Annotated in this window: 23 protein-coding genes and 1 pseudogene; 18 read left to right on the top strand and 6 right to left on the bottom strand. The window is 53.6% G+C overall.

Annotation, left to right across the window (positions count from 1 at the left end):
• The 5 genes from hemH to JL719_RS07145 are packed head-to-tail and all read left to right on the top strand — an operon-like array spanning nucleotide 1 to nucleotide 5,267.
• A complete protein-coding gene (gene hemH, locus JL719_RS07165) occupies nucleotides 1-984 on the top strand; it encodes a ferrochelatase (protein WP_033158933.1) in 984 nt (327 codons plus the stop codon).
• Nucleotides 985-1,017: 33 nt separating this feature from the next.
• Complete coding sequence (locus tag JL719_RS07160) at nucleotides 1,018-2,610, top strand: MutS-related protein (RefSeq protein WP_033158932.1); 1,593 nt, start codon at nucleotides 1,018-1,020, stop codon at nucleotides 2,608-2,610.
• Nucleotides 2,607-3,803 carry a formate-dependent phosphoribosylglycinamide formyltransferase gene (gene purT / locus JL719_RS07155; RefSeq protein WP_033158931.1) on the top strand — a complete coding sequence of 399 codons (1,197 nt, stop codon included), beginning with the start codon at nucleotides 2,607-2,609 and terminating at the stop codon, nucleotides 3,801-3,803. The genes JL719_RS07160 and purT overlap by 4 nt, the downstream gene beginning before the upstream one ends.
• Before the next feature lie 24 nt (nucleotides 3,804-3,827).
• Nucleotides 3,828-4,403 carry a lytic transglycosylase domain-containing protein gene (locus JL719_RS07150; protein WP_033158930.1) on the top strand — a complete coding sequence of 192 codons (576 nt, stop codon included), beginning with the start codon at nucleotides 3,828-3,830 and terminating at the stop codon, nucleotides 4,401-4,403.
• On the top strand, nucleotides 4,404-5,267 hold the full coding sequence (locus JL719_RS07145) for an HDOD domain-containing protein (protein WP_033158929.1): 864 nt from the start codon (nucleotides 4,404-4,406) through the stop codon (nucleotides 5,265-5,267). It abuts the gene before it with no gap.
• A gap of 43 nt (nucleotides 5,268-5,310) precedes the next feature.
• On the opposite strand, the gene JL719_RS07140 is transcribed toward JL719_RS07145, so the two are convergent.
• The gene (locus tag JL719_RS07140; RefSeq protein WP_033158928.1) at nucleotides 5,311-5,889 is read right to left on the bottom strand and encodes a Maf family protein; all 579 of its coding nucleotides are present in this window, start codon (nucleotides 5,887-5,889) and stop codon (nucleotides 5,311-5,313) included.
• Between the two features lie 69 nt (nucleotides 5,890-5,958).
• Here JL719_RS07140 and JL719_RS07135 point away from each other — a divergent pair, with 69 nt between their 5' ends.
• The 6 genes from JL719_RS07135 to fabG all read left to right on the top strand — a co-directional run bounded on the left by JL719_RS07135 (nucleotide 5,959) and on the right by fabG (nucleotide 10,545).
• The gene (locus tag JL719_RS07135; protein WP_033158927.1) at nucleotides 5,959-6,477 is read left to right on the top strand and encodes a YceD family protein; all 519 of its coding nucleotides are present in this window, start codon (nucleotides 5,959-5,961) and stop codon (nucleotides 6,475-6,477) included.
• A 1-nt stretch (nucleotide 6,478) separates the two neighbouring features.
• Nucleotides 6,479-6,661, top strand: coding sequence for a 50S ribosomal protein L32 (gene rpmF / locus JL719_RS07130; protein ID WP_033158926.1), 183 nt, complete (start codon nucleotides 6,479-6,481; stop codon nucleotides 6,659-6,661).
• 210 nt (nucleotides 6,662-6,871) lie between these two features.
• A complete protein-coding gene (gene plsX / locus JL719_RS07125) occupies nucleotides 6,872-7,900 on the top strand; it encodes a phosphate acyltransferase PlsX (protein WP_084153468.1) in 1,029 nt (342 codons plus the stop codon).
• Nucleotides 7,897-8,865 carry a beta-ketoacyl-ACP synthase III gene (locus JL719_RS07120; RefSeq protein WP_033158924.1) on the top strand — a complete coding sequence of 323 codons (969 nt, stop codon included), beginning with the start codon at nucleotides 7,897-7,899 and terminating at the stop codon, nucleotides 8,863-8,865. Before plsX ends, JL719_RS07120 begins: the two co-directional genes overlap by 4 nt.
• Before the next feature lie 2 nt (nucleotides 8,866-8,867).
• Entirely contained in the window at nucleotides 8,868-9,824 is a 957-nt protein-coding gene (gene fabD / locus JL719_RS07115) for an ACP S-malonyltransferase (protein WP_033158923.1), read from the top strand.
• Nucleotides 9,817-10,545 (top strand): 3-oxoacyl-ACP reductase FabG, encoded by a 729-nt coding sequence (gene fabG / locus JL719_RS07110; RefSeq protein ID WP_033158922.1) that lies wholly within the window; start codon nucleotides 9,817-9,819, stop codon nucleotides 10,543-10,545. The genes fabD and fabG overlap by 8 nt, the downstream gene beginning before the upstream one ends.
• A 71-nt stretch (nucleotides 10,546-10,616) precedes the next feature.
• Here the strand turns inward: fabG and JL719_RS07105 are convergent, their stop codons facing one another.
• From JL719_RS07105 to JL719_RS07085, 5 genes and pseudogenes are all read right to left on the bottom strand, one after another.
• Nucleotides 10,617-11,552 carry a response regulator transcription factor gene (locus JL719_RS07105; protein ID WP_033158921.1) on the bottom strand — a complete coding sequence of 312 codons (936 nt, stop codon included), beginning with the start codon at nucleotides 11,550-11,552 and terminating at the stop codon, nucleotides 10,617-10,619.
• Nucleotides 11,549-14,926 carry a hybrid sensor histidine kinase/response regulator gene (locus JL719_RS07100; RefSeq protein ID WP_033158920.1) on the bottom strand — a complete coding sequence of 1,126 codons (3,378 nt, stop codon included), beginning with the start codon at nucleotides 14,924-14,926 and terminating at the stop codon, nucleotides 11,549-11,551. Before JL719_RS07100 ends, JL719_RS07105 begins: the two co-directional genes overlap by 4 nt.
• Nucleotides 14,927-15,378: 452 nt before the next feature.
• Nucleotides 15,379-15,919, bottom strand: a pseudogene (locus JL719_RS24480) (REP-associated tyrosine transposase).
• An 83-nt stretch (nucleotides 15,920-16,002) separates the two neighbouring features.
• Nucleotides 16,003-16,524, bottom strand: a complete 522-nt coding sequence (locus tag JL719_RS07090; RefSeq protein WP_033158918.1) for a hypothetical protein — start codon at nucleotides 16,522-16,524, stop codon at nucleotides 16,003-16,005.
• 531 nt (nucleotides 16,525-17,055) lie between these two features.
• Nucleotides 17,056-17,799, bottom strand: a complete 744-nt coding sequence (locus tag JL719_RS07085; RefSeq protein WP_174843447.1) for a hypothetical protein — start codon at nucleotides 17,797-17,799, stop codon at nucleotides 17,056-17,058.
• Between the two features lie 183 nt (nucleotides 17,800-17,982).
• Here JL719_RS07085 and JL719_RS07080 point away from each other — a divergent pair, with 183 nt between their 5' ends.
• From JL719_RS07080 to JL719_RS07050, 7 genes are all read left to right on the top strand, one after another.
• Nucleotides 17,983-19,233: a putative porin gene (locus JL719_RS07080; RefSeq protein WP_033158976.1), complete on the top strand. Its 1,251-nt coding sequence runs from the start codon at nucleotides 17,983-17,985 to the stop codon at nucleotides 19,231-19,233.
• Between the two features lie 161 nt (nucleotides 19,234-19,394).
• The gene (gene urtA / locus JL719_RS07075) at nucleotides 19,395-20,696 is read left to right on the top strand and encodes an urea ABC transporter substrate-binding protein (RefSeq protein ID WP_033158917.1); all 1,302 of its coding nucleotides are present in this window, start codon (nucleotides 19,395-19,397) and stop codon (nucleotides 20,694-20,696) included.
• Nucleotides 20,697-20,764: 68 nt separating this feature from the next.
• A complete protein-coding gene (gene urtB, locus JL719_RS07070; protein ID WP_505187730.1) occupies nucleotides 20,765-22,516 on the top strand; it encodes an urea ABC transporter permease subunit UrtB in 1,752 nt (583 codons plus the stop codon).
• A 1,150-nt stretch (nucleotides 22,517-23,666) separates the two neighbouring features.
• Nucleotides 23,667-24,791 (top strand): urea ABC transporter permease subunit UrtC, encoded by a 1,125-nt coding sequence (urtC, locus tag JL719_RS07065; protein ID WP_051670428.1) that lies wholly within the window; start codon nucleotides 23,667-23,669, stop codon nucleotides 24,789-24,791.
• On the top strand, nucleotides 24,788-25,597 hold the full coding sequence (urtD, locus tag JL719_RS07060; protein ID WP_051670426.1) for an urea ABC transporter ATP-binding protein UrtD: 810 nt from the start codon (nucleotides 24,788-24,790) through the stop codon (nucleotides 25,595-25,597). The genes urtC and urtD overlap by 4 nt, the downstream gene beginning before the upstream one ends.
• Complete coding sequence (locus JL719_RS07055; protein ID WP_033158972.1) at nucleotides 25,597-26,370, top strand: ABC transporter ATP-binding protein; 774 nt, start codon at nucleotides 25,597-25,599, stop codon at nucleotides 26,368-26,370. Before urtD ends, JL719_RS07055 begins: the two co-directional genes overlap by 1 nt.
• A gap of 94 nt (nucleotides 26,371-26,464) precedes the next feature.
• Nucleotides 26,465-26,770, top strand: a complete 306-nt coding sequence (locus JL719_RS07050) for a hypothetical protein (RefSeq protein ID WP_033158915.1) — start codon at nucleotides 26,465-26,467, stop codon at nucleotides 26,768-26,770.
• Nucleotide 26,771 lies beyond the last annotated feature (1 nt).

Here is a 26,771-nt window from a genome sequence, read left to right as displayed (position 1 = left end):
ATGACTGAAACCGGCCAAAAAAAGATCGGGGTGTTACTGGTCAACCTGGGCTCGCCCGCCTCCCCAAAAACCGGCGACGTACGCCGCTTCCTGCGCGAATTTCTCGGCGACCCGCGGGTGGTCAATCTGCCCAGACCCTTGTGGTGGCTGATCCTGAATTTGTTCGTGCTGCCGTTTCGCCCTAAAAAATCGGCGCATGCCTATCAATCGATCTGGACCGAGCAAGGCTCGCCCTTGATCGTATTCACCGAAAAGCTGACCGCCAAATTGCAAGGTTTTACCGGTATAGACGGCGCCGATTTAATCATCGATTGCGCGATGCGCTACGGTAAGCCGGCGTTGCGGGAAAAATTGCAAAATTTTCAAAAACAAGGCGTCCACGAAATCGTCATTCTGCCGCTCTATCCACAATATTCCTCCACCACGACCGCCTCGATTTTCGACGTGGTGGCCGAGGAATTTGTCAGTTGGCGGCACATGCCCGGCCTGCACTTCATCAGCGACTTTCATGAACACCCCAGTTACATCGAAGCCCTGGCCCAATCCGTGCGCCAGCATTGGCAAGCCAACGGCCAAGCGGAATTGCTGTTGCTGTCATTTCACGGCTTACCGGCCAAACTGACCGAATGGGGCGACCCGTATTTCTATCAATGCCAAACCACCGGCCGCCTGCTCGCCGAGCAATTAGGCCTCAAGGACGAACAATGGAAATTGGTATTTCAATCGCGCTTCGGCAAAGCCGAGTGGTTGAAGCCCTATTGCGTGGAAGTGTTACAGGAATTGCCACAACAAGGCATCAAGAACGTGGACGTGATTTGTCCGGGATTCTCGGTAGACTGTCTGGAAACACTGGAAGAGATTGCCATCGCCAACCAGGAAATCTTCTTGGAAGCCGGCGGCGAGACGTATCGCTATATTCCGTGTTTAAACGACAGCGACGCTCATGTCGAGGTGATGCTTGATTTAATTAAAACCGTGCACTAAATAAAGCGCGGCCACTAAAAAACCGGGGGTAATATGCAACAAAACATCTTACAAAGCTGGAACGACGAATGGCCGACAGTGCGCTCGAGCCAACCCTTGCCCACCGGTGAAGGCGTCATCGACCAAGGCGCGTTTAACACCATAGAAGTGGACGAATTGTTCGATTACGTCAACTACGCCAGCACCACCGCCGGTAAATCGGTGCTGTATCGTTCGCTAAGCCAACCCTTGGATAATCTGGAGGCGATAGCCGCCAAACAAGCCGCAGTGCGGGAAATTCAAGACAATCCCGATGTCCGCGCCAATGTGGAAAACATTATCGCCAATGCCGCTGCATCGGAACACCGGCTCTACTTGTTATTGTTCGGCGAGTTTCTCGGCGGTTTCGGCACCGCTCGCGAGGATAACCAAATCGAGGGTTACGGCTACAAACAGTATGTGCGCGGCGTCCGCGTGGTTTTGAATTTGGTCGGTGCCATCTACAACTCCGGCAAACCGCAAAGCCCTTACCTGCAAAGCGTGTTCGAGAAAATCGGCAATTTTTCGCATAGCAACGAATACTCGCTGATGGTCGGCCCGGTTTACAACAGCGAAAAAGGCCTGCAAAGCAAAGAAGAGCGCAAAAACTCCTTCTCGCCGGCGACAATCTTCCGCCCCACCCTGTTCAAACCGATGTTGATCGCTCTACTGATCGCCGCCATCTGGGGCTTGATGCAGATTTTCCCGACCGATATGTTCCAGGTCACCCGCGACGGCTTGTCGGTAGCTTCGGTGTTTTTCCTGCCCTTAGCCTTGGCTTATATTCCGGTCATTGGCGGCTACGATAGAGACAACTGCATCATACCCCTGCGTAACATTTATAAAAATTCGCAGGCGCTCGGCGACATGCTGGACGGTCTGGGTCAGTTGGATGAGTTATTGGCTTTTATTAAATACGCTGAAGACTTCGGCAGCGAGATGGTACTACCTGAACTGAATGCCAGCGAACGTCACAATATCAAATTAGTCGCCGCGAAAAACCCGGTACTGGGCCAGAAAAATCCCGCCTATGTCGGCAACGATTTCAGCATGGACGACGAACGTCTGGTGTGCGTGACCGGTCCGAACAGCGGCGGCAAAACCGCATTTTGCAAAACCATCACGCAAATTCAATTGTTGGCGCAGATCGGTTGTTTCGTGCCGGCTCAGGCTGCCAATTTAAGCGTGGCGGACCGCATTTTCTATCAATGCCCGGAGATCAGCCATCTCGATGACGGCGAAGGCCGTTTCGGTACGGAATTGAAACGTACCCGCGATATTTTCTTGGCCAGCAGCGCAAAAAGCTTGGTGGTGCTTGACGAAATGGCGGAAGGCACTACTTTTGAAGAGAAGATGCAGTCGTCTATCGACGTGCTGGACGGTTTTTACCGCAAAGGTAACAGTACTATTTTGATTACCCACAACCATCAATTGGTGGATGAGTTCGTGAAACGAAAAATCGCCGTGCCTAAACAAGTGGAATTTGCCGACGACTTGCCGACTTTTAAATTGATCGCCGGCATTTCCAGAGTCAGCCACGCCGACCGGGTCGCGAAGAAAATTGGTTTCTCCAAACAAGACATCGATAACTATTTAGCAAAATCATGAAAATCGGCACCCCTGACAGCGGCAGCGCCACCAAAGCTTTATTGCTGGGCAGCGGCGAATTAGGCAAAGAAATCGCCATTTCGCTGCAACGCTATGGCGTGGAAGTGATTGCGGTTGACCGCTATGCCGGTGCCCCGGCTATGCAGGTGGCGCATCACAGCCACGTGATTGATATGACCGACGCGACAGCAGTAAAAACCCTGATTGCCCGCGAACAGCCGCATTACATCATCCCCGAAATCGAAGCGATTGCCACCGAGGCCTTAGCGGAGATTGAAGCTCAAGGTGAAACCACTATTGTCCCTAATGCTAGGGCGATTCAATTGACTATGAATCGTGAAGGCATCCGCGAGCTGGCAGCCGCTGAACTAGGTCTACCGACATCGAAATACGCTTTTGCCGACACCTTCGAGCAATTGAGGAGCGCAATTGATAGCGGCATAGGCTACCCCTGCTTTATCAAGCCAACGATGTCGTCGTCCGGCAAAGGCCAGTCCATGGTGAAAAGCGCCGATCAGCTAAAAGCCGCCTGGGACTACGCCAAAGCCGGCGGTCGTGCCGACACCGGCAAAGTGATTGTCGAAGCGAAAATCGACTTTGATTTTGAAATTACGCTACTCACTGTCCGGGCGTTGGATAGCAACGGCCAAGTGCAAACCTATTTCTGCGAACCCATCGGCCACCGCCAGGAGAACGGCGACTACCGGGAAAGCTGGCAACCACAGGCGATGAGCAGCAAGGCCGTTGAGTTATCTCAGCAAATCGCCGACAAAGTGACTACCGCATTAGGCGGCTTGGGTTTGTTTGGTGTGGAATTATTCATCGCCGGCGATCAAGTCTGGTTTAGCGAAGTCAGCCCCAGACCGCACGACACCGGCATGGTGACGATGGCCAGCCAGCGGCAGAGCGAATTTGATTTGCATACCCGCGCCATTCTTGGCCTGCCGGTCAACACGGCGCTAGATAAAACCGCCGCCAGCGCGGTGATTTTAGGCGGCATAGACGCCAAAACCGTGAGCTATGCAGGCTTGGCACAAGCATTGGCGGTCGCAGACACCGACATTCGCCTGTTCGGCAAACCGGAGGCTTTCGTGTCAAGGCGCATGGGTGTGGCGCTCGCCACGGCCGACAACGTCAATGATGCTCGCGCTAAAGCGTTACAGGCCGCCAGCCTAATTCGTGTGACTGAATGAGTCCAATCGGTAAAAGGTGACGCGATGAAACCCCTGTTGATTGCCACACTATCGATAGCGCTCATCACCGATGCGGGGGCCGACATTTTTAAATACACCGATCCTAGCGGTCGGGTGTATTACACCGACGAACCGAAAAAGGGCTTTGATTACCGCTTGATCATTCGCACCCGACCGCGTACTTATAAACACGACCTAAAGTTCATGTCGGGCAACAAGCTCAAGTTCAACGACTTAGTCGCCAAGGCCGCGGCCAAACATCAAATGGACCCAAAACTGCTGCATGCGGTGATTCAAGCCGAATCGGCCTATAACCCCAATGCGGTGTCCTCGGCCGGCGCGGTGGGCTTGATGCAACTGATGCCGGATACCGCGCGCCGCTATGGCGTGACCGACCGGCGCGATGCCGAACAGAATGTCGATGGCGGCACCCGCTACTTGAAAGATTTACTGGCGATGTTCAACTCCAATCTGACCTTGGCGGTAGCCGGTTATAATGCCGGCGAAGGCGCGGTGATGAAATACAATAATAGCGTGCCGCCCTATCCCGAAACCCGCAATTATGTGCAGCACGTGATGGCGCTGTATCGGAAGAGTTAATTGAAAGCTGCTGCCCTCAAGCAATTGATTGCCGGCTCGACCGAACTGTTTTCCCTGCCCGATATTTATTTTCAACTCAGCGAAATGATTCGGGATTCGCGTTATTCTCTGGCTGACATCGGCAAGGTCATTGCCAAGGACCCTGCACTCAGTGCGCGTTTGTTACGGGTAGTAAATAGTCCTTTCTACGGTTTTCAAGCCAAAATCGACACCATTTCCCGCGCCGTTACCGTAATAGGCATCGACGACTTGAGTAACCTGGTATTGGCAACCACGGTCGTTGATCGCTTCGGAAAAATCCCCGGCGAACTGATCGACATGACCTCGTTTTGGATGCGCAGCATTCATTGCGCGGTGATAGCCCGACTGCTGGCAAAAGCCAGCGCCGTGCTGCATACCGAAAGACTTTTTCTGGCCGGCCTTTTACACGACATAGGCTCACTGATACTCAGTCAAAAAATGCCCGAGCAATATCTAAGCGTATTGCTTGCCGCAGACCACAACCGCGCTTTGTTGGCCGGTTTCGAACAAGAACTGATTGGTTTCACTCATGCTGAGGTCGGCGGGGAATTACTAAAAATCTGGGGCTTACCGGAATCCCTCTACGAAACCATAGGCTGTTATCTGAATCCTGCCGATGCCCAAATACACAAACTGGACGCTCATTTACTGCATATGGCGGCGTGCTTGGTCGATAGCGGCCAACAAGCCGATGGCTTGGAAATAGCCGTAGCTGAATTTTCTAACCAATCGTTAACGCTGGTGCGTCTGACACGAGAGCAAACCATTTCGATAATGGAGCAGGTGGAAGAGGAGTTTTTGCAGATGTTTGAATTACTCGGACCGAACAAAAAATTTCACTAAACGGTACTGGCAAGCATTTTCTGCTACCGTAAGTCGCGGTAAATCAGAGAATATTGACCCCAAACTTGTCGAGTAAAGCCACCAATTTTATCAAGGGCAATCCTACTAATGCATTGGGGTCCTCGCCGACAATTTTACTAAATAGCGCGATCCCCAAACCCTCGGATTTGAAGCTGCCGGCACAGTCGAAGGGCCGATCCAAATCAATGTATTTTTCAATCTGCGACGAGGTCAGCGTTTTGAATTGCACACTACAAACATCCATATCGCTCAGGTGCCGGCCCGATACGCTATTAAAAACGCAGACTCCAGTATAAAATTGCACGGTCCGGCCGGATTGCTTGGCAAGTTGTTGAATTGCCGCGTCGCGCCCGCCGGGTTTTCCCAATATCTCTTGGTCCAGCACGGCAACCTGATCGGAACCGATGATTAAATGATTAGGGTATATTTTGCCGACTTCTTCAGCCTTCGCCAGCGATAATCTGCGCACCAAAGCATAGGGCGATTCGCCGGCTTGCGGGCTCTCATCGACGTCACTGCTGCAACTTAAAAAAGCAAGACCCAGTTTTTCCAACAACTGGCAACGGTATTTCGAACTCGAAGCAAGGACTATGGCGGTCATCGGTTAGGTAGTGATTTGAGTCGGTGTGCGTTTGACGCAACAGTTAGTTATCTGTATCATTGTACAGTTATGTCAGACAAGTTTCCCGACCTTATCGATCCCTTATTATTCGCCGAAAGACGCGGCGCGTTTTCCGGGGATATAAAAATCGCTGCGCTCGAGCGCTTGTCTGGTAGCGTGATCGATCATGGTGGCAGTGTTAGCGCCAAGGTCGAATTTGGTAAGGAAGGTAAACGCATTGTCGTTGCCGGCCATATCGAGGGTGTTGTGGAATTGGCGTGTCAGTCTTGTTTACAAGCACTGGCTTGGCCGTTGGATATCGATTTTAAATTGGCTGTTGTTGCTTCGCTACAGGAAGCAAAGCAACTGGACGATTGCGAACCGCTATTGCTGGACGGCGACACCGTATCGTTGAACACGGTGATCGAAGACGAAATCCTGCTGGCTTTGCCCGACTACCCTCGGCATGAACACAATTGTCTCGCCCACAACCGTTCGGAAGATGCCGATTACAGCGCAACAGATAGTCAGACTAAGGCTAACAACCCTTTTTCTGTTTTAGCAAAACTTAAAAAAACTGGAGATTGAAATGGCAGTACAAAAGAGCAAAGTATCGCGTTCCAGACGCGGTCAACGTCGTTCACACGATGCATTAGTCGGTAAAACCCTGTCTCAGGATCCGTTGACCGGCGAAACCCATCTGCGTCACCACATGACGCCGGACGGTTTCTTCAAAGGCCGTCAAATCATTGCCGGCAACGACGAAGATTAATCGTTTTAAACTGCCATAGGCCGACTCGTAATTTATTCGCAAATCGAGTCGAGCAGCCCTTAGTCCAAGACGGGCCGCAAACATCGCGTTTTACCGCGCAATCGTCAGCATGACGGGCAGTAATATTTGATTTATTGATAGTCTCTGAGTAAGCCAACACGTCGCTGGACAGCTGTTGGCTCCTTTCAACTTCTGGAGTTAGTCCTAAGCGTGAGCTCAACTCTCTCAATTGATGCCATGGGCGGGGATTTCGGTCCTCAAGTTACCGTACCTGCTTCACTGGCCTGTTTACGAAAAAATCCGGACTTAAATCTGATCATGGTGGGCGATGAAGCGGTTCTTGGTAACCTGCTATCCCAAGCGCTGGTCGAGTTCAAAGGTCGGATCAGTATTCAACACGCCTCGCAAGTGGTCGAAATGGACGAAGCGCCGCAAAAAGCCTTGAAGAACAAAAAAGATTCTTCCATGCGCGTGGCGATTAATCTGGTCCAGGAAGGCAAGGCCGACGCCTGCGTCAGCGCCGGTAACACCGGAGCGCTGATGGCGACAGCCCGTTTCGTGCTGAAAATGATTCCCGGCATCGAACGCCCGGCGATTATTTCCACATTGCCGTCTACTTTCGGCCACACCCACATGCTCGATTTAGGCGCCAATGTCGATTCCAGCGCCGAACAACTCTACCAATTTGCCGTGATGGGCGAAGAAGTGGTCAAGGCCGTGGAAAAAATCGAGCGTCCGCGTATCGGCTTGTTAAACATCGGCGAAGAAGACATGAAAGGCAACGAACAAGTCAAAGCCGCCGCTAAATTGCTGGAAAATTCCGGACTGAATTACATCGGTTACGTGGAAGGCAATTCGATCAACGCCGGCAGCGTCAAAGTCGATTTAATCGTATCGGACGGTTTCGTCGGTAACATCGCCCTAAAATCTATCGAAGGCGCGGCGAAAATGATAGGCAGCAAACTGAAAGACAGTTTTTCGCAAAACTGGCTGACCAAATTAGCCGGATTGATCGCTTATCCTGTTCTGAAACGCTTCAAAGACAGTATAGACCCGCGCCTGTATAACGGCGCCAGTTTCATCGGCCTGCGCGGCTTGGTGATCAAAAGCCACGGCGGCGCAGACGCTCTGGCTTTCGAAACCGCCATTCATCTGGCGGAAGTCGAAGTCGCACAGGGCGTTATTCGTAAAATCAGCGAAAAACTAGAACTCGCGCTGGCCCAAAAGGTTGATGAATGACACGCTGGACTCATGTTATCGGTACGGGCGGCTATCTGCCCGAAACCATACGCACCAATGACGATATATCCGCCACGGTGGACACATCCGACAGCTGGATCTACGAAAGAACCGGCATCAAAAGCCGCCGCATAGCCGGAGCCGACGAAACCGCTTCCAGCATGGCGGAAATAGCCGCCAGACAAGCCATTGAGGCAGCCGGAATTGCAGCTGACGAGATCGACATGATCATCGTCGCCACCGGCACGCCGGATCGCGTCTATCCCAGTACCGCCTGCCTTTTGCAGGAACGTCTGGGCATAAAGCAATGCGTCGGTTTCGATATTCAAGCCGCCTGCTCAGGTTCGGTTTACGGACTCAGCATCGCCGATCAATACCTGAAAACCGGTTTTGCCAAAAATGTTTTGGTGGTAGGCACTGAAATTTGCTCACGTATCGTCGATTGGACCGACCGCGGCACCTGCATCCTGTTCGGCGACGGTGCCGGCGCGATTTTGCTGACCTCCAGCGATAAGCCGGGTATCTTGTCCACCCATATCCACTCCGATGGCGGCTACGAAGATTTATTATATTGCCCCAACCCGCAGGTAGCGGCAATCGCCAAACAAAACGAGCCCGCATACATCAGCATGCGTGGCAACGAAGTGTTCAAGGTCGCGGTCAACACCTTGGGCCGGATTGTCGATGAAACCCTTGAAGCCAACGGCTTACAACAAAGCGACATCGATTGGCTGGTGCCGCATCAGGCCAATATGCGCATCATCGCCGCCACCGCCAAAAAGCTGGGCATGTCCATGGATCAAGTGATTCTGACCCTGGAAAACCAAGGCAACACCTCCTCCGCATCCGTGTTATTGGCGTTTAACGAAGGTGTGCGCGACGGCCGCATTCAACGCGGACAAACCGTATTAATGGAAGCTTTTGGAGCCGGTTTTACCTGGGGTTCCGCATTAATCAGGTACTAAACATGACGACAATAGAACAAAGTTACAATCTGGCATTCGTATTTCCCGGACAAGGCTCGCAAGCCGTCGGCATGTTAGGCACGCTGGCCGCCGCCAATCCCCTGGTCAAGCAAACTTTCGAACAAGCTTCCGACGTGCTGGGTTTCGATTTGTGGAATATGGTCGCCAACGGCCCGGACACGGATTTGAACCAAACCCACAACACCCAACCAGCGATGCTGGCGGCCGGCGTTGCGGTGTGGCGGGCCTGGTGCGAAAAAACCGACATCAAACCCGCCTGGATGGCCGGCCATAGCTTGGGTGAATACACCGCCCTGGTCTGTTCCGGTGCGCTGGGTTATGAAGACGCCATTCGCCTGGTCGCCGAGCGCGGCCGCCTGATGCAGGAAGCGGTACCAGCCGGAAAAGGCGCGATGGCGGCTATTCTGGGCCTGGAAGATCATCAAGTCGTTAACACCTGTGCCGCAGTCGCCAATGGCGAAATCGTTGCGGCCGCCAATTTCAATGCCCCAGGCCAAGTGGTGATTGCGGGCGAAACCGCCGCAGTGGAAAGAGCGATGGAAGCCTTAAAAGCGCTGGGCGCCAAACGTGCATTAAAACTACCGGTTAGCGTGCCGTCCCACTGCGCATTGATGGAAGCGGCCTCCGACAAATTAAACGAAATATTGCAAAGCCTTAACGTCGAGATGCCCAATAGCACGCTGATCCACAACGCCGACGTCAAATCGCACGGCTCGCCGGAAGTGATTCGCTATGCATTGAAAGAACAATTGTTCAAACCGGTGCGGTGGGTGGAAAGCGTCAAATTCATGCACGAACAAGGCGTCACCGCTTTTGTTGAATGCGGGCCCGGCAAAGTATTAGTCGGTTTAAACAAACGCATAGCGCCTGACGCAACGCATTACACCATTTACGACCCCGAAACCATTGACAACGTTGTGGAGCAACTCCGTGGATAAAAAACTCGCCATTGTTACCGGCGCCAGCCGCGGCATAGGCCGGGCCATTGCCGAAAAATTAGTCGCCGACGGCTTTTTTGTGGTCGGCACTGCCACCTCCGATAGCGGCGCCGACGCGATCTCCGCTTATCTGGGCGACAACGGCAAAGGCTACAAATTAAACGTTGCCGATTCCGCCGACATCGACAGCTTTATCAAAACCACCGGCGACGCTTACGGTACCCCGGCTGTCCTGGTCAATAACGCCGGCATCACCCGCGACAACCTGTTGATGCGCATGAAGGACGAGGAATGGGACGACATCATCAACACCAACCTGACCTCGATTTTTAGAATGAGTAAAGCCGTATTGCGCGGCATGATGAAAGTCCGTTACGGCCGCATCATCAATATTTCCTCGGTGGTCGGCTCCACTGGCAACGCGGGCCAAGCCAACTACGCGGCAGCCAAGGCCGGCATGATCGGCTTCGCCAAATCCATGGCCAAAGAAGTCGGTTCGCGCGGCATCACCGTCAATACGGTATCGCCCGGTTTTATCGACACCGATATGACCAAGGAACTGTCGGATGACATCAAAAACGCCCTACTTGGCTCAATAGCGCTGGGTCGCCTCGGCCAGCCTGAAGAAATTGCCCACGCGGTATCCTTCCTGGCCTCCGAGCAAGCCTCGTACATCACCGGTGAAACCTTGCATGTGAACGGCGGCATGTACATGCCTTAAAGGCTAAAAGTTTCTCCAGACCAAATAAAAGGCCGGCAAACAGTTAGTTGCCGGCCTTTTTTATTGCCTAATCACCCCCGCTGCAACACCATCGCCACCGCCGCCGCCCGCGTGGAAACGCCGAGCTTTTCAAAGATATGCTCCAGATGCTTATTCACGGTCCTGGGACTGGTGGTGAGGATGATGCCGATTTCCTTATTAGTCTTGCCGCGGGCAATCCACATTAAAATCTCGGCCTCACGAAAGGTCAGCTTCAGCTTGTCGCGCAGGGTTTCCGGCGTCCATTGCGCGTCTTCGCGCTGTAATAACAGCAGATATTCATCCGGATTCTGGCAGGCGCCGACCCGCAACGCAAAGCCTGGCGCCAGACGATGCGCTTCCGTTTCGGCTGCCACCTCGCTGCGCCCGCTTTGCCGCAACCAGCGTTGAAACCAGCCACGCATGCTTTCCGGCAACAGCTTATCCGCAGTATGCTGCGCCCCTCCTTCTTGTAATTCGGCAAAATCGTCCAACCATTCGCGAGCCGCCGGCGTCAGCCAGACAATGCCCCCCGCCGCATCCACAGCCACGGCGGCGAAATCGTGATGATCCAGTAAACTCTCGGCCCGGCGCAAATTACGGGATTGGGTCAGATGTACTTCGATCCGCGCCAGCACCTCGGCCGGCCGAATCGGCTTGACGATGTAATCCAACGCCCCCTCGCCGAAGCCGCGCAGCAAATCGTCCAGTTCGCTGAGGCCGGTCATGAACAACACTGGAATCGGCGCGGTGGCCGGATCGGCTTTCAAACGGCTACAGGTCTCGAAACCATCTATGCCCGGCATCATCACGTCCAGCAAAATGATGTCGGGTTTGACATATTGAATCTGCTCGATGGCCGAACAACCGTCGGTCGCCACCAACACCCGATAATTGGCCTCGGAAAGCGTATCGGATAGCAGGGCCAGATTGCCGGGCGTATCGTCGACTATCAACACCGTGCCATTGCTGGCGGATACTTCCATCATCGGGACACCTCCTGTTTGTGCATCTGCAATAGTTTTCGGATTTCACCCACCCTAAATTGATTAGCCAAGGCCGTCAGCTTGGCAAAAAAAGCGTTGTAACGCGGCTCGGCTTGCCTGAGCTGTTCCAACACTTTCTTCAGTCCCAACAAGTCGCCGATCCGCACGCATTCCACACAGGCTTGCAATAATTCCGGCGGCGGCATCAGCATAGGCTCGGCCGCTTTTTCGGGAACCGTTTGCCCTGGGTCGTCCCGATAGATCCAGTGCAGCGACAAATATAGCTTCAGCTTGCTCATCAACTGCGTTACCTGAATCGGCTTGGATAGAAAATCGTTACAGCCGGCATTCAACACTGCCAGCCGATCGCCTGGGTAAGCATTGGCGCTCAGCACTAGAATCGGCATCTGCAAACCACGTTCGCGTAAACGCATCGCCGTTTCGATACCATCGATACCGCTCATCGAAATATCCAGCAGAATTAGGTCCGGCTGCTGTGCCGCCACTTTGTCCAAACAAGCCTCGCCGGAATCGACCTCCTCCAGATAAAACCCCAGCGGCTCCAGCAAAGACAATAGCAGTTCGCGATGTTCGCGCTGGTCGTCCACCACCATGATCCGCCGGCGCGCGCCTTGATAGCCGATGATAGGTGCCAGAGGTTCGGCTTCATTTTCTACGCCCAAGCTCGGCAACAACAACCGCACACTAAACGTCGAGCCCTCGCCAACCTTGCTTTGCACCGTCAACTCGCCGCCCATCACCTCCGTGAGAATTTTGCAGATCGTCAATCCCAGGCCGCTACCCGACACCGCATTGGCTGTCGGGGTATCCAGCCGGGTGAAGGGTTGAAAGATGTTTTGCAATTGCTGTTCATCAATACCGCTGCCGGTATCGGACACCTGAAAGCTGGCTACACCGCTGCTATAACCGATCCGAAACACCACACCGCCCTGGCTGGTAAATTTGATGGCATTGCCAAGCAGATTCATCAAAATCTGCCCTACCCGCTTTTCGTCGCCGCGTATGCGCTGCGGCAGCACTGTGGTCAATTGGCAATTAAAACTCAAGCCCTTGTCTTCTGCTTGCGCTTTGAAAACATGTACCAAATGCTCGATAAACCCGGGGAAATCGATGGGTTGGTACTTAAAATCGAATTTGCGCGCCTCGATACGGGCGATGTCTAAAATATCTTCGATCAACGCACTCAAATGCTCGCCGCTGCGCTTCAAGGTATCCACCGCCTGCCTGCGGTTTTCGGGGATATTGGGGTCCTGGTGCAAAATGTGGGCATAGCCGACTATGCTGTTTAGCGGCGATCTAATCTCGTGGCTCATATTGCTCAAAAACCGACTCTTGGCCTGATTGGCGGCATCCGCCATACGCCGGGCCTGCTGCAACTTCAGATCGGTTTGTTTGTGTTGTTCGATTTCCTGCAACAGCAACTGGGTCTGCTTGGCGGTTTCCTCATGCGCCACCCGCCGGCTCTCGGCATTCAAAATCAGCCACCAGGTACACAATCCAATAAACACCAACAACGAGGCGTAAATCTTCAGAAAATTGTTGATCAACAAACCAAAAGCCGGCTGATTGTGCTGAACACTGATTAAATCCTGATAATAAATAATGCTGATAAAAATCCCGGTCAGGATGGTCAGAAACCCAAACAACAAACCAAAGCGCAACAACCGCAAACGCGCGGTAATCCCAATAAAATCCGGCATCAGGCGCTTGGCCAGGCTTTCCAGATAATCGTCGAAGCGAAATCCCGGCTTGCAGGCATCCAGGCAACGGGCGTCCAGTGTGCAGCACAGCGAACAAATACTGCCGGCGTAGGCGGGACAATACGCCATGTCGTCGTGCTCGAATTCGTTCTCGCAAATCGAGCATTTATCGTGGGCTTTACGATTGTGTTTTTTTCGGTCGCGGGCCAGGTAATGTTTACCGCCGCAGCAATAGGCAAGCACCGGCACCAAAAAAAATGCCAGACTCAGCGCGATAAACGCCGAAAAAGCCTTGGGCCATTCGCCGAACAAACCCACATAAGCTAGAATCGATACCACCGACGCCACAAAGGTCGCAATCATCCCTACCGGATTCAGGTCGGACAAATACGCGCGCTTGAATTCAATTTCCTTCGGGCTGAGCCCCAAAGGTTTATTAATCATCAACTCCGCCGCCACCCCGCTGATCCAGGCAATCGACATATTCGAGAACAAGCCCAACACCTTTTCCAGTGCACCGAATACCCCAAACTCCATCAACAACAACGCGATCAGTACATTAAACAGCAACCACACCACCCGGCCCGGATGGCTATGCGTCAAGCGTGAAAAAAAGTTCGACCAGGCCAGCGAGCCGGCATAAGCATTGGTAACGTTGATCTTGATCTGGCTGAGCACCACGAACAAGGTCGTGGTCGCCAAGGCCCATTGCGGATTCTCAAACAGCTCGTTATAAGCCACCAGATACATTTGCGTCGGTTCGTGGGCATGCTGGGGACTGATGCCGTGACGTATTGCCAAATGCGCCAACAAAGCACCCGCTATTTGCCTAATCACCCCAAACACGACCCAGCCCGGCCCAGCCGCCAGCATCGCTGCCCACCACTTAAATCGGTTAGCCTTGGTTTTATCCGGCATGAAACGTAGAAAATCCACCTGCTCGCCGATTTGCGCCACCATCGAAAATGCCACGGTAGTCGCGGTGCCGAACAACAGCCAATCGAAGCCTTCCCCACTGCCGGCGATCCAGAAATACGCCTGCAAAGTCATTAGCGCTTCCGGCTCGGCATGGGCCACGGCGATATAAGGCGCAATCAATAGCGCCAACCACACCGGCTGCGTCCATAACTGCATTCGGCTGATGGTGGTAATCCCAAAGGTCACCAGCGGCACCACGATAACTGCGCTAACCACATGCGCCAGCGCCAGCGGAATCTCAAAATATAATTCAATCGCCAGCGACATGATCGAGGCCTCCAGCGCAAATAACGTGAAGGTAAACGAGGCATAAATCAGTGAGGTAACGGTGGAGCCGATATAACCGAAACCGGCGGCTCGGGTCAGTAAATCGATGTCGATATGGTAGCGGGCGGCGTAATAACTGATCGGCAGACTGGTGATAAAAATTACGATGCCGACGATCAAAATCGCCCAGCAGGCGTTGGTAAAGCCGTAGTTGATAGACAAAAAGCCGCCGATGGCTTCCAGCACCAGAAACGAGGTCGAACCAAAGGCGGTGTTGGCGACCTGAAACTCGCTCCATTTCCGGAAGCTGCGCGGCGCGTAGCGAAGTGCGTAGTCTTCCAGGGTTTCGTTGGCAACCAGGGCGTTGTAGTCGCGGCGGATTTTGGTGATGTTTTGGTGAATTGGCTTCATAGTTGTGTCGCTGCCGCGACGGGGTTTATTTGAAGTCGGGTCTCGGCCCGACGGCCGAGTGACTTTTCTTTGTTTGGCCAAAGAAAAGTCACCAAAAGAAAAGCCACCCGGATGCCGCTGATACCCTGCGCTCCTCGCTTTTGAACGGGGTTGCCGAAAGGGGCTTCCTGCCCCTTCGGCAACGCGATGCATCCCTGCATCGCCCCTACGGGCTGGTCCGTTCAAAAGCTCCGGTGCTCGGCGCGGCATACGGGACAAAACCATCGCACTATCAAAACGGATTGGGTCCAATCAAGGAAACCAATTCGTAGGCCAGAATAGCCGCTAGGCGTTTCTGGCGTTCAACGTTTGCCGGAAACGCTAACGCTTATTCCGGCCTACATGGCTGAAATGGCTAAATGTGCGGATTTCGTAGGGTGGGCACGGTTTATGTGCCCACGCGGACAAACCTTTCATTCCCCCGCAACCGTAATATCAACGCCATCACCCCAATCCCTCGAATAAACACCCTCCTTAACGTAACGATGAAACGTCGAATAAGGCCACTCGCTGACTTGCCGGCAATATCCGTGTTTCACCGGGTTGAAATGGACGTAATCCATATGCCGGGCAAAATCGATTTCATCGCGTATTTGATGCTCCCAATACCGGCGTTGCCACAATGTCGATTCCAGATGCTTTTGTTTCGACACATTGATCCATTCGGCCCGCCGATACGCTTCGCCACAAGCCATGCTCACCTGCCGTTTGATCACGCTCCAACGGGTTGCATAATCCCCATCTTCAACCGGGCAATGTCCAAATGCAGTGCAAATGGTCCGGCAACAACACCCAGGCGTCTATGGTAAACGGCCGTTTGGCGCGGGTGATTGAAATCGCCTTGCGCAAAGCCTCCCGCACCGGTTCATCGCACAAAATCGCTTGCCGCCGATACGCCACCACCGTGAAAAAATACGTTGCACCGGGATTTTGCGGGCTGCGGTAACGGGACATTAATTTGAGGCGTTAATTTTTGGCGTTTAATTCGGGTTTGTGGTGTTCTCGCGTGGGCACGAAAAGCGTGTGCCCACCCTACGTTACTGCGTTCCTAAAACGATAGTTTCTAGCTCTTTAACTAAAATTAGTTTTTTATTGGATATTGATTCATTTTCTTGTTCCAAATGATTTAACTCATTTGAATAAGTCATTCTTATAGCCTCTGTAGTTATTCCTGACAATAACTGCTGATTTAGCCTCATTATTTTTTCTTTATTAAAATCATGTTTTGAATCATATTCAGCAATCAGTATTGTAATTGCCGTCAGGCGAACTGTTTTTTCTTGAGCAGATGCGGTTCTTTCAAATTCATATCTATTTTGTTGAATTTCTTGTCTCTGAAGCCTTAACTCTTCATTTTGCATTTGAATCGTTCTTAAAGTACCCGCGAAAGCCAATCCAGTAAAAAGAGCGGTAAGAGCACCAAAGCTATCTCCAAAAACTCCAGACTTACCAATTGACAACTCAGATATGGGCCATGTCAATAAAATTAAAACAGCCAGATACATTAAGAAAATTAAAAATACAATTAAAAATGAGTACTTTAAGAGTCTATCTTGCATATTCAGTCGCGATTGATGAAAACGTAAAGATTAAGTAATTTTTTTCCACCATCCTACATCACTACACACTATCAAACATACAAAATCATCCAATCACTCCCAATCCCGTTCCGGGTTTTCTCCCGTTATTCCGCCCCGAGCATCGCAGCTTTTGGCGAGAATAGCCCGCAGGGGAGCGGCAAGGATGCCGCTCGTTTTCGGAGGGCCAGGGATGGCCCTTCCGAAAACCCTCGCCAAAAGCGAGACGCGCAGGATTAAGGCGGAATTCCGGGTGGCCTTTTCTTTGGATACTTTCTTTTGGCCAAGCAAAAGAAAGTATCTCGGCTGTCGGGCCGAGACCCGACTTCAAATCAGCCGTCGCGCCAGCGACACCCTCTCACCCCCCAATCCTAACCTTCTCCTTTATGCCCTGTAGGTACTGAAGGAGAAGGAACCTACCCCGAATATCGCTTAGCAACTCCTTTAACACAAATGCCCCATCCACCATCCCTGGCTCCTGGATGCCCGCATCCCTGCGAGCATGACAATCCATCACTTCCTCTCATACCCAAACTGAAATATCACCGGCGTCCCCTGGTTATGAATAATAATCTCCTTCTTCGGCTCGTCACCGACAGCGGCAGGCTGCGCCACGCCGTTCGCATCAACAGCACCCGGCACCTCCCTAACCTCCACCCGCACATCCGGCATCCACTTCGGTTTGAATAACTCGGTTTTCACTCGACCAGCTTGCTTCGGCTGCGGTGCATGTTCCAACACATCCAAACAAGCCGTACCAATCTGATCGACCAGTTTATCGACGATGCGCGCCGGCAGAACATCCTTATCCAAAGCATGCGCGCTAAACGTCGACTCGCGTTCCACCAACACCGCTTGATTGCCGGCATCGCGCAATGTGCAGGTAATCGGCAACACGTCGGCTTTTTGGAAATCGGTCGCGCGCGGGTCGGAATTGCCAGACGAAAACGAAAAACCCACCGGCGTTTCCCGGCGGGCTATCTTGCCGAGCTTGGCCTGCAAACTATGGCTGTAAGGGCCTTTGCCGGCGAGTGGAAATTCCCACTCGGTTAAATTGGCGCGGACACGTTCGGCGATTGCCGCAACGTCAATCGGCGTGGCGAACTGCTGCAAATTGTCTGGCGCCAATCCAAACTCAATAGCCTGCAGCGGTTTAACGGCGTCGGCCGTCGGCGCTGCCAGCGTCGGCTGGCATGGCACGAAACCCAATAGACCCAGCAGCAAAAAAAGACCTCTAGCGGATGTTATTTTCATCATCGTCAATCTCCCAAGTTAAGCTGCACTCTACGGAAACCCTTATTTGCCAGCCATACGTCAAATGACTGATGAGTCATTTACCCGATTGTGGCGCTGCCGGCAAAATTCAACAATCTCCCCGACGTTTTCAATCGCCATGGCCAGCGGCAATGGCTTGTTTAATCCAGATAGAGGGGAATGCAAATGACTGGTTTTAACCCACAAAAACTAAGCGGCCGGGCCATCGGCTTGCTAAGCGGGGCAGCCCTGGGCGCCATCGCCCTGGGACAGGCGCCCGAAGCGCAGGCAGGCGCGACGTTTAAAATCGACGACACCAAATGGGTCAGCGTCGGTGCCGGTTTAAGAACCAGCTTTCGCGCCCAAGAAGGCTCGGTCGGCGCGAACGCCGACAAATGGAGCAACGATTTCAATCTGGACAACATCCGTTTATACATCAACGGCCAGATTCATAAATATCTGAAAGTCGAGTTCAACACCGACTGCCAAACCTGCGGCAACGGCGGCGAAGTGCGGGTGCTGGACGCCATCGGCAAATTCGAAGTCACGCCCTACGCCAATTTATGGGTAGGCCGGATGCTGGTCCCTGCGGAACGCCGCGAGATGAACGGTCCATTCTACAGCGCGGTGTATAACATCTTCTCCGCCGGCACGCCGTTCGAGCCGTCCGACTATAACTTGGTCATCAAATCCGACGGCACATCCGCCGGCTCTTTTGGCCGCGACGACGGTGCCACCTTCTGGGGCGCGGTATTCGACGGCCGCTTCCAATATGCAGCCGGTTTCTTCCGCGGCCTGCGTGGCGGCGCCAACGTCGACGACAACATTCTGTATGCGCAACGCTTTGCCTACAACTTCTGGGACGTCGAGAAGAACCCCGGCTACTACACCTCCGGCACTTACTACGGCAAGGGCGGCGACATTCTGACTGTCGGCGTAGCCAACCAATACCAGGAAGACGGCGCCGGTGCGCTGGGTTCGCCCGGCAGCTTCCGCGGCACCACCGCCGACGTGTTGATGGAAAAAGTATTGCCGGGCGGCGGCGTGGTTACCCTCAACGGCGAGTACAAAAACTACGGCATCACCGGCCCGTATAGCCAAACTATCCGCGACGCGGAAGGCAGTGTCGGCGCGCCGGCTCAATTCTCGATGTTCGAAGGCAACGCCTATGATGTCAGCGGCATGTATCTATTCCCGCAAAAAATCGGCATCGGCCAATTCCAACCGTATTTGCGTTACGTCAACGTGTCGCCGGATAACAGCCCCAACCGCGAGGTTTACGAAGGCGGCGTCAATTACATCATCGACGGCCACAACGCCAAGATTTTCGCCAGCTACCAATACGGCGATTTGTTGACCAAAGGCTTGAACTACAAATCCACCGCCAGCGGCGAGAACGCCAGCCAGGTCATGGTCGGCTTTCAATGGCAAATTTAACGACGGTTGGGTACGCAAATTTACGCCAACGTGACAAACCGTAGGGTGGGCACCGAATAGGTGCCCACGCGGAGCCTTCAAGCGTGGGCATTGCATGCCCTCCCTACGAAAAACGGGCTGTTGATTCACCCACGATTTATTCTCGACATAGGATTATAACGATGAAACTACTGAGCAATTCCTTCCGTAAACTGGCGACTGTCACGGCCTTGTCCGCCGCGCTATTCGGCGCCGCCACCTCTGCCCGCGCCGAAGACACCATTAAAGTCGGCGTGCTGCACTCCCTGTCCGGCACGATGGCCATCAGCGAAACCACGCTGAAAGACACCATGCTGATGCTGATCGACGAGCAAAACAAAAAAGGCGGTTTGCTGGGCAAAAAGCTGGAAGCGGTGGTGGTTGACCCGGCCTCTAACTGGCCGCTGTTTGCGGAAAAAGCCCGCGAGCTGATCACCAAGGACAAAGTCGCGTCCATCTTCGGTTGCTGGACGTCCGTTTCCAGAAAATCGGTGTTACCGGTCATTGAAGAGTTGAACAGCATCCTGTTTTACCCAGTGCAATACGAAGGCGAAGAGTCTTCCAAAAACGTGTTTTACACCGGCGCCGCGCCTAACCAGCAAGCGATCCCAGCGGTCGACTACCTAATGAACGACCTGAAAGTACAACGTTGGGTGTTGGCCGGTACCGATTACGTCTATCCGCGCACCACCAACAAAATCCTGGAAGCGTATCTGAAATCCAAAGGCGTTAAACCGGCGGACATCATGATCAACTACACCCCATTCGGCCATTCCGATTGGCAAAGCATCGTCGCCGACATCAAGAAATTCGGCTCGGCCGGCAAGAAAACCGCTGTCGTTTCCACCATCAACGGCGACGCCAACATCCCGTTCTATAAAGAACTGGGCAACCAAGGCATTTCCGCCGAAAAAATCCCGGTCATCGCCTTCTCGGTGGGCGAGGAAGAACTCTCCGGCATGGACACCAAACCGCTGGTCGGTCATTTGGCGGCCTGGAACTACTTCATGAGCGTTGATACCACCAAAAATGCGGCCTTTATCCAACAGTGGAAGGACTACATCAAGAATCCAAAACGGGTGACCAACGACCCGATGGAAGCGCACTACATCGGTTTCAACATGTGGGTGAAAGCAGTCGAGAAAGCCGGCACCACGGATTCCGACGCGGTACAAAAAGCGCTGATTGGCGTCGAGTACCCCAACCTGACCGGCGGTATGTCGAAAATGCTGCCTAACCATCACATCAGCAAACCGGTGTTGATCGGCGAAATTCAAGACGACGGCCAATTCGTCACCGTCTGGCAAACCAACAAACTGGTCGATGGCGACGCCTGGTCGGACTTCCTGCCGGACAGCAAACCGATCATCGCCGACTGGACCGCGCCTATCAGCTGCGGCAACTACAACACTAAAACCAAAAAGTGTTCAGGACAGAACTATTAACAGCGGATGTTACCCGCGAGGTTCACGGCAGGATGCCGTGGGCCTCGCCCCCCAAAAGAGGACAGACGATGCACGCACCCCGTTTCAGAACCCGTTTAAAAACGCCGCCCGGCTCGCGCCCGGCCAACCGTTCCCCCAAGGACAGCTTAATGAGCATGATGACTAAACATTCTACTCAGGCCGGATTGACAACCGGCGGCGTTTTTAAACGGCTTCCAAAACTTGCCGGCTGCTTGTTGGCGATGATATTCCTCGCCGCACAACCCGCCCTGGCCCAAGACGCCGGCAGCGCCTTGGAGCAACTGCGCACCGGCAGCATGACCGAACGCGAACAAGCCATCGCAACTCTGGGCAGCGACAGCAATAACCTGAAACTACTGCAAGCCCTGCAAGACGGCAAACTGTTCGACTTCAAAGCCGAAGGCAAATTGGTGTTTGCGCAGGAAAGCCCGGCCGGTTACCAACTCAGTGATCCGCTCAGCGGCTCGGTATTAGCAGAAGTTGAGCGCGGCGCGATAGGCAAAATCAATTTAAATAACAAACTGCGCGGCGTGCTGCGCAAAACCATCGCCCAATTGCAATTAAACGATACCGACCCGGTGCTGCGCCTGATCGCGGTACAAGCATTGGCCAATGATATAGACGACAAAGCGGTAATTTTGCTGCGCGATCATCTGGCAACCGAAACCGACGCCGAGATCAAAACCGCCATCAACAAAATGCTGTTATTGCAAGACATTAACAGCCCGGAAAAAGACCAACGCATCGCCGCTATCGGCGCGTTAAAAGATTTGGACAGCCAGGATGTCGTCAACAAGTTGCAAGCCATTATCGATAAGGATGCCGACGGCAATTTCCTGGAAACCGACAGCGACGTGCGCAACCTGGCCGAAGCGGCCCTGATTAAAATCCGCGAACGCATGCAAGCCTACGCTGCCGCCGAAACCGTGTTCTTTGGCTTGAGCTTGGGCGCGGTGCTGGTGTTGTCTGCGATTGGTTTGGCGATTACGTTTGGCGTGATGGGTGTCATCAACATGGCCCATGGCGAACTGATGATGCTGGGGGCGTATACCACTTACGTGATGCAACAAATCATGCCCAACAACCTGGGCACCGCGTTGATTCTGTCGATACCGATGGCCTTCTTGGTCGCCGCCTTGGTCGGCATCGCCATCGAACGAGGCATCATCCGCTTCCTGTACGGACGGCCGCTGGAGACTTTGTTGGCGACTTTTGGTGTGAGTTTATTCCTGCAACAAGCCGTGCGTTCGATCTTCTCGCCGCTGAACCGCAGCGTCGCCACGCCGGACTGGATGAGCGGCTCCTGGCAAATCAACGACTTTTTATCGCTGACCTGGAACCGCTTTTACATCCTGATCTTCTGCCTGCTGGTGTTTACCGCGCTGCTGCAAATTTTGAAACGTACCAAACTGGGTTTGGAAGTTCGTGCCGTCGCCCAAAATCGCGGTATGGCCAGGGCAATGGGTATTCCTACTGCTAGAGTCGATGCGATGACGTTTGGCTTGGGTTCCGGCATTGCTGGCGTAGCCGGCGTGGCCTTGAGCCAGATCACCAATGTTGGGCCTAACTTGGGCCAGGCCTATATTGTGGATTCGTTCATGGTGGTGGTGTTCGGCGGGGTCGGTAATTTGTTCGGAACGTTGGTCGCCGGGTTCTCGTTGGGGATTGCCAATAAGGTGTTAGAACCTTATGCCGGGGCGGTGTTGGCGAAGATTTTGGTGTTGGTGTTTATTATTTTGTTTATTCAGAAGAAACCGAGGGGGTTGTTTCCGCAGAAAGGAAGGGCAGCGGAATCTTGATTTTTGTGTCACTGCCGACCGGGTTTGCTGGTTCCCATGCGCTGCGTGGGAACCCAAACCTGCCGCGCTGCGGCGATTGGGGCTTGGATTTGGTTGGTGTCGCTAACGCGACGGTGGTTTTTGAAGTCGGGTCTCGGCCCGACAGCCGAGATACTTTCTTTTGCTTGGCCAAAAGAAAGTATCCAAAGAAAAGGCCACCCCGCCGCCGCTTGCTTCCTGCGCTCCTCGGGTTTGAACGGGGTTGCCTGAAGGGGCTTCCCAGCCCCTGCATGCAACGCGCCGCATCCATGCGACGCCCCTATCGGGCTATTCCGTTCAAACCCTCCGGTGCTCGGCGCGGCAGAGGGGGACAAAAACGTCCCACCGTTACCGTCTGACGGAAATGGCAGGTTTGTAAACTTACTGAAAATAAAGATTGTCATTTTGTTTAACCCATAAATGTATGGATAGCTTTCAACAATTCAGTAATTGCATGAATAACTGGTGGAGCCACTATTAACAATTTAAGTATGAAGTTTTTTGACATGATCAAATTCCTACAATTTTTCAAAGAATCCGTTGGCAGTTTGCGAGGCTAGGCGTTAACAAGCAATTTATCTCAGCGACCTCTCATGCGGGATTAAAGCCGTTTAATACCGATACAAAGAATGCTTTTAATTATCACGACAGCGTATGTGAAGAGCTTCGCATTGAATTTGTAAAAATTATGAAGGCAGTGACTAATACAAAACAGGCTGGAAATGTTTCCACCCTTGACTTTTTTACGTTTTATCTTTTCGGTAGTCGTAGGGTGGGCACGATTGAGTGCCCACGCGGAACCAACCGCCAACGGTGGGCAAAGTTGCCCACCCTACGCTATTTCTGGAGGCTGATGGTTTCAACCCCGTATGCCGCGCCGAGCACCGGAGTTTTTATCGAGAATTGCCCGAAGGGGTGCGGCATGGATGCCGCACGTCGGCGGAGGGGCTGGGAAGCCCCTTCTGCCGACCCTCGATAAAAACTTCGGCGCGCAGGATATAAGCGGCATCCGGGTGTCGTTTCTTTTGGATACTTTTCTTTGGACAAGCAAAGAAAAGTATCGCGGTCGCCGGTCCGCGAACCGGCATTAAAAAAACCGTCGCGATAGCGACACACTAAAACGGAAGACGGTATGAAACTAATCAACCTAAGCCAAGACAAAACCTACACCACCGTCCTAACCACGTTAGCCTCGGTAACCCTCTTAATCCCCCTGTGTAATCTAATCTTCCCCGAAGACTCTGCCCTGCACTTCTCCGCCTACTCAGTCTCCCTAATCGGCAAATACCTGACCTTTGCCCTGCTCGGCCTGTCGCTGGACATGGTCTGGGGCTACGCCGGGATTCTGGTCCTCGGCCAAGGCGCATTCTTCGCCTTGGGCGGCTATGCGATGGGTATGTATCTGATGCGGCAGATCGGCACGCGCGGCGTGTACGGCAACGCCGAGCTGCCGGACTTCATGGTGTTCCTGAACTGGACCGAGCTGCCCTGGTATTGGTACGGCTTCGAGAATTTCGGTTTCGCGATGTTGATGGTGCTGCTGGCGCCGGGCTTGCTGGCCTTCGTATTCGGCTGGCTAGCGTTTCGTTCGCGAGTCACTGGTGTGTATTTGTCCATCATTACCCAAGCCCTGACCTACGCTTTGTTGTTGGCCTTCTTCCGCAACGAAATGGGCTTCGGCGGCAACAACGGCCTCACCGATTTCAAGGATATTCTCGGCTTCAACATCCAATCCGAAGCGGTCCGCTCCGTCTTATTATTAATGACCGGCCTCAGCCTGATCGGCGCTCTGTTGCTGTGCCGCTGGATCGTGAATAGCAAGTTGGGCCGGGTGGTCACGGCGGTTCGCGACCAAGAATCGCGGGTGCGTTTTCTCGGTTACCGGGTGGAATTGTTCAAACTATGGGTATTCGTGTTCGCGGCCATGCTCGCTGGACTGGCGGGCGCCCTGTACGTGCCGCAGGTCGGCATCATCAACCCTAGCGAATTCTCGCCGCTCAATTCGTTGGAAATCGTCATCTGGGTCGCGGTCGGCGGTCGCGGCACCCTGTACGGCCCCATAATCGGCGCGGTGCTGGTCAACTATGCCAAAACCGTATTGACCGGGCTGATGCCGGACGCCTGGCTGTTTTGCCTGGGCGGCGCCTTTATTCTGGTGACCTTGTTAATGCCCGACGGCATCGTCGGCCTGCTGCGCCGCCGCGCCAAACCTAAACCCGAATCCACCCTTAACACTACCGGAGGACAACCGGCATGATGATCTCGGCTGCAACTACCACTGAAGGCGGCGCCAGCCTGCCGCTGGACGGCGAAGTCGACGCCCGCCACGGCCCGATTCTATACATGGAAGACGTCAGCGTCAGCTTCGACGGATTCCGGGCGCTGAACCACCTATCGCTGTACATCGACGACGGCGAATTGCGCTGCCTGATCGGGCCCAACGGCGCCGGCAAAACCACGCTGATGGACGTCATCACCGGCAAAACCAAGCCCGACAGCGGCTCGGTATTCTTCGGGCAGACCATCGATTTGCTGGAATTGGACGAACCGGCCATCGCCCAGGCCGGCATCTGCCGCAAGTTTCAAAAGCCCAGCGTGTTTGACGCCTTGACCGTGTTCGAAAACCTGGAACTGGCCTTAAAAACCGATAAACGCACCTGGTCGACTCTATTTCATAAACTCAACAGCGAGCAACGCGACCGCATTCATGATGTGCTGCAAACCATCGCCCTGCCCGCTCAGCAACGGCAACTGGCCGGCGCCTTATCGCACGGTCAGAAGCAGTGGTTGGAGATCGGCATGCTGCTGATGCAGGACCCAAAAGTGATGCTCGTCGACGAACCCATCGCCGGCATGACTCATCAGGAAGTCGAGCGCACCGCCGAGCTGCTGTTGTCGTTGCAAGGCAAACACTCCATCGTTGTTGTCGAACATGACATGGAATTTGTCCGCAGTATTGCCCGTAAAGTCACGGTGCTGCACGAGGGCTCGGTGCTCACTGAAGGCACGATGGACGAAGTGCAAAACGATCCGCGCGTCATACAAGTTTACCTGGGGGGATGATGTTAAATATCAGCGCATTGCAACAATACTACGGCGCCAGCCACACTCTGTGGGACCTGGATTTGCGCGTACCGGCCGGCGCCTGCGTCTGCCTGATGGGCCGCAACGGTGTCGGCAAAACCACGCTGCTGAAAGCCATCATGGGCCTGCTGCCGGTGGCCGACGGCAGCATTCAATTCGACGGCGTGGAACTGGCCAAAGCCAAGGCCGAATCCCGCGCCGAACTGGGCATCGGCTACGTGCCGCAGGGCCGGGAAATCTTTCCGCTGCTGACCGTGGAAGAAAACCTGAAAACCGGCCTGCGCGCCGCCCACAAACACGGCATCAAAAAAGTCCCGGACAGCATTTTCGAAATCTTCCCGGTACTGAAACAAATGCTGAAACGCCGCGGCGGCGACTTGTCCGGCGGCCAGCAACAACAATTGGCCATCGGCCGGGCCTTGGTATTGAATCCACGGCTATTGATTCTGGACGAACCCACCGAAGGCATCCAGCCCAACATCGTCAGCGAAATCGGCGACGTGATTATTCGCCTGAACAAGTCGCGCGGCGTGCCCACGCCAAGCCCCAAACCGGAAACCGGCGAGATTCACCAAGCCATCGACCGTATCCATAAAGAACTGGGCGTGACGGTGTTGCTGGTCGAACAAAAACTGCCGTTTGCTCGCAAGGTGGCCAATCAGTTTTGCATCATGGACCGGGGTAGGCATGTGGCGGTGGGGGCAATGGAGGAATTGGCGGACGATATGGTGAAACGATATTTGACGGTGTAACCCAATTCCCCCTTTTAAAAAGGGGGTCAGGGGGATTTTCAAAGCGGGCGCAGCCCATCAAGTTAATTCAACGCAGGATCAGGGAGAATCGAAGATGAAATCCGAACAACTTTTACTGGCCGCGGGTGCTTTATTATTGGTGTGGTCAGTGCGCAGCGAGGCACATAGCAGTTACGAAGCCATGCTGGACGGCGGCAACCTGCCGCAATTGACCCGCGCCGCCTTGCATCCTTTGTTTGAAGTACCGGATCTACCGACCCTACTGATCAGCGTTTTAATTTTGGGATTCGTGTTCGGCCCGGTTATATTGCACATCGCCCGGCAGCGGCACGCTAACAAAGCGCAGCATCCGCCTTTGTCGGAGAAATCTGCCATCGCGCCTAAGACCAAACACTTGTAAC

It is taken from the genome of Methylomonas sp. LW13, assembly GCF_016865255.1.
Lineage (GTDB): Bacteria > Pseudomonadota > Gammaproteobacteria > Methylococcales > Methylomonadaceae > Methylomonas.
Note: the sequence above shows the minus strand (reverse complement) of the source record. Positions and strands in the feature narration are given on the sequence as shown.

Coding starts and splice junctions, on each gene's coding strand:
- hemH (WP_033158933.1), top strand. CDS start 1: ATGACTGAAACCGGCCAAAAAAAGATCGGGGTGTTACTGGTCAACCTG.
- JL719_RS07160 (WP_033158932.1), top strand. CDS start 1,018: ATGCAACAAAACATCTTACAAAGCTGGAACGACGAATGGCCGACAGTG.
- purT (WP_033158931.1), top strand. CDS start 2,607: ATGAAAATCGGCACCCCTGACAGCGGCAGCGCCACCAAAGCTTTATTG.
- JL719_RS07150 (WP_033158930.1), top strand. CDS start 3,828: ATGAAACCCCTGTTGATTGCCACACTATCGATAGCGCTCATCACCGAT.
- JL719_RS07140 (WP_033158928.1), bottom strand. CDS start 5,889: ATGACCGCCATAGTCCTTGCTTCGAGTTCGAAATACCGTTGCCAGTTG.
- JL719_RS07135 (WP_033158927.1), top strand. CDS start 5,959: ATGTCAGACAAGTTTCCCGACCTTATCGATCCCTTATTATTCGCCGAA.
- rpmF (WP_033158926.1), top strand. CDS start 6,479: ATGGCAGTACAAAAGAGCAAAGTATCGCGTTCCAGACGCGGTCAACGT.
- JL719_RS07120 (WP_033158924.1), top strand. CDS start 7,897: ATGACACGCTGGACTCATGTTATCGGTACGGGCGGCTATCTGCCCGAA.
- fabD (WP_033158923.1), top strand. CDS start 8,868: ATGACGACAATAGAACAAAGTTACAATCTGGCATTCGTATTTCCCGGA.
- JL719_RS07105 (WP_033158921.1), bottom strand. CDS start 11,552: ATGATGGAAGTATCCGCCAGCAATGGCACGGTGTTGATAGTCGACGAT.
- JL719_RS07100 (WP_033158920.1), bottom strand. CDS start 14,926: ATGAAGCCAATTCACCAAAACATCACCAAAATCCGCCGCGACTACAAC.
- JL719_RS07090 (WP_033158918.1), bottom strand. CDS start 16,524: ATGCAAGATAGACTCTTAAAGTACTCATTTTTAATTGTATTTTTAATT.
- JL719_RS07085 (WP_174843447.1), bottom strand. CDS start 17,799: ATGATGAAAATAACATCCGCTAGAGGTCTTTTTTTGCTGCTGGGTCTA.
- JL719_RS07080 (WP_033158976.1), top strand. CDS start 17,983: ATGACTGGTTTTAACCCACAAAAACTAAGCGGCCGGGCCATCGGCTTG.
- urtA (WP_033158917.1), top strand. CDS start 19,395: ATGAAACTACTGAGCAATTCCTTCCGTAAACTGGCGACTGTCACGGCC.
- urtB (WP_505187730.1), top strand. CDS start 20,765: ATGCACGCACCCCGTTTCAGAACCCGTTTAAAAACGCCGCCCGGCTCG.
- urtC (WP_051670428.1), top strand. CDS start 23,667: ATGAAACTAATCAACCTAAGCCAAGACAAAACCTACACCACCGTCCTA.
- urtD (WP_051670426.1), top strand. CDS start 24,788: ATGATGATCTCGGCTGCAACTACCACTGAAGGCGGCGCCAGCCTGCCG.
- JL719_RS07055 (WP_033158972.1), top strand. CDS start 25,597: ATGTTAAATATCAGCGCATTGCAACAATACTACGGCGCCAGCCACACT.
- JL719_RS07050 (WP_033158915.1), top strand. CDS start 26,465: ATGAAATCCGAACAACTTTTACTGGCCGCGGGTGCTTTATTATTGGTG.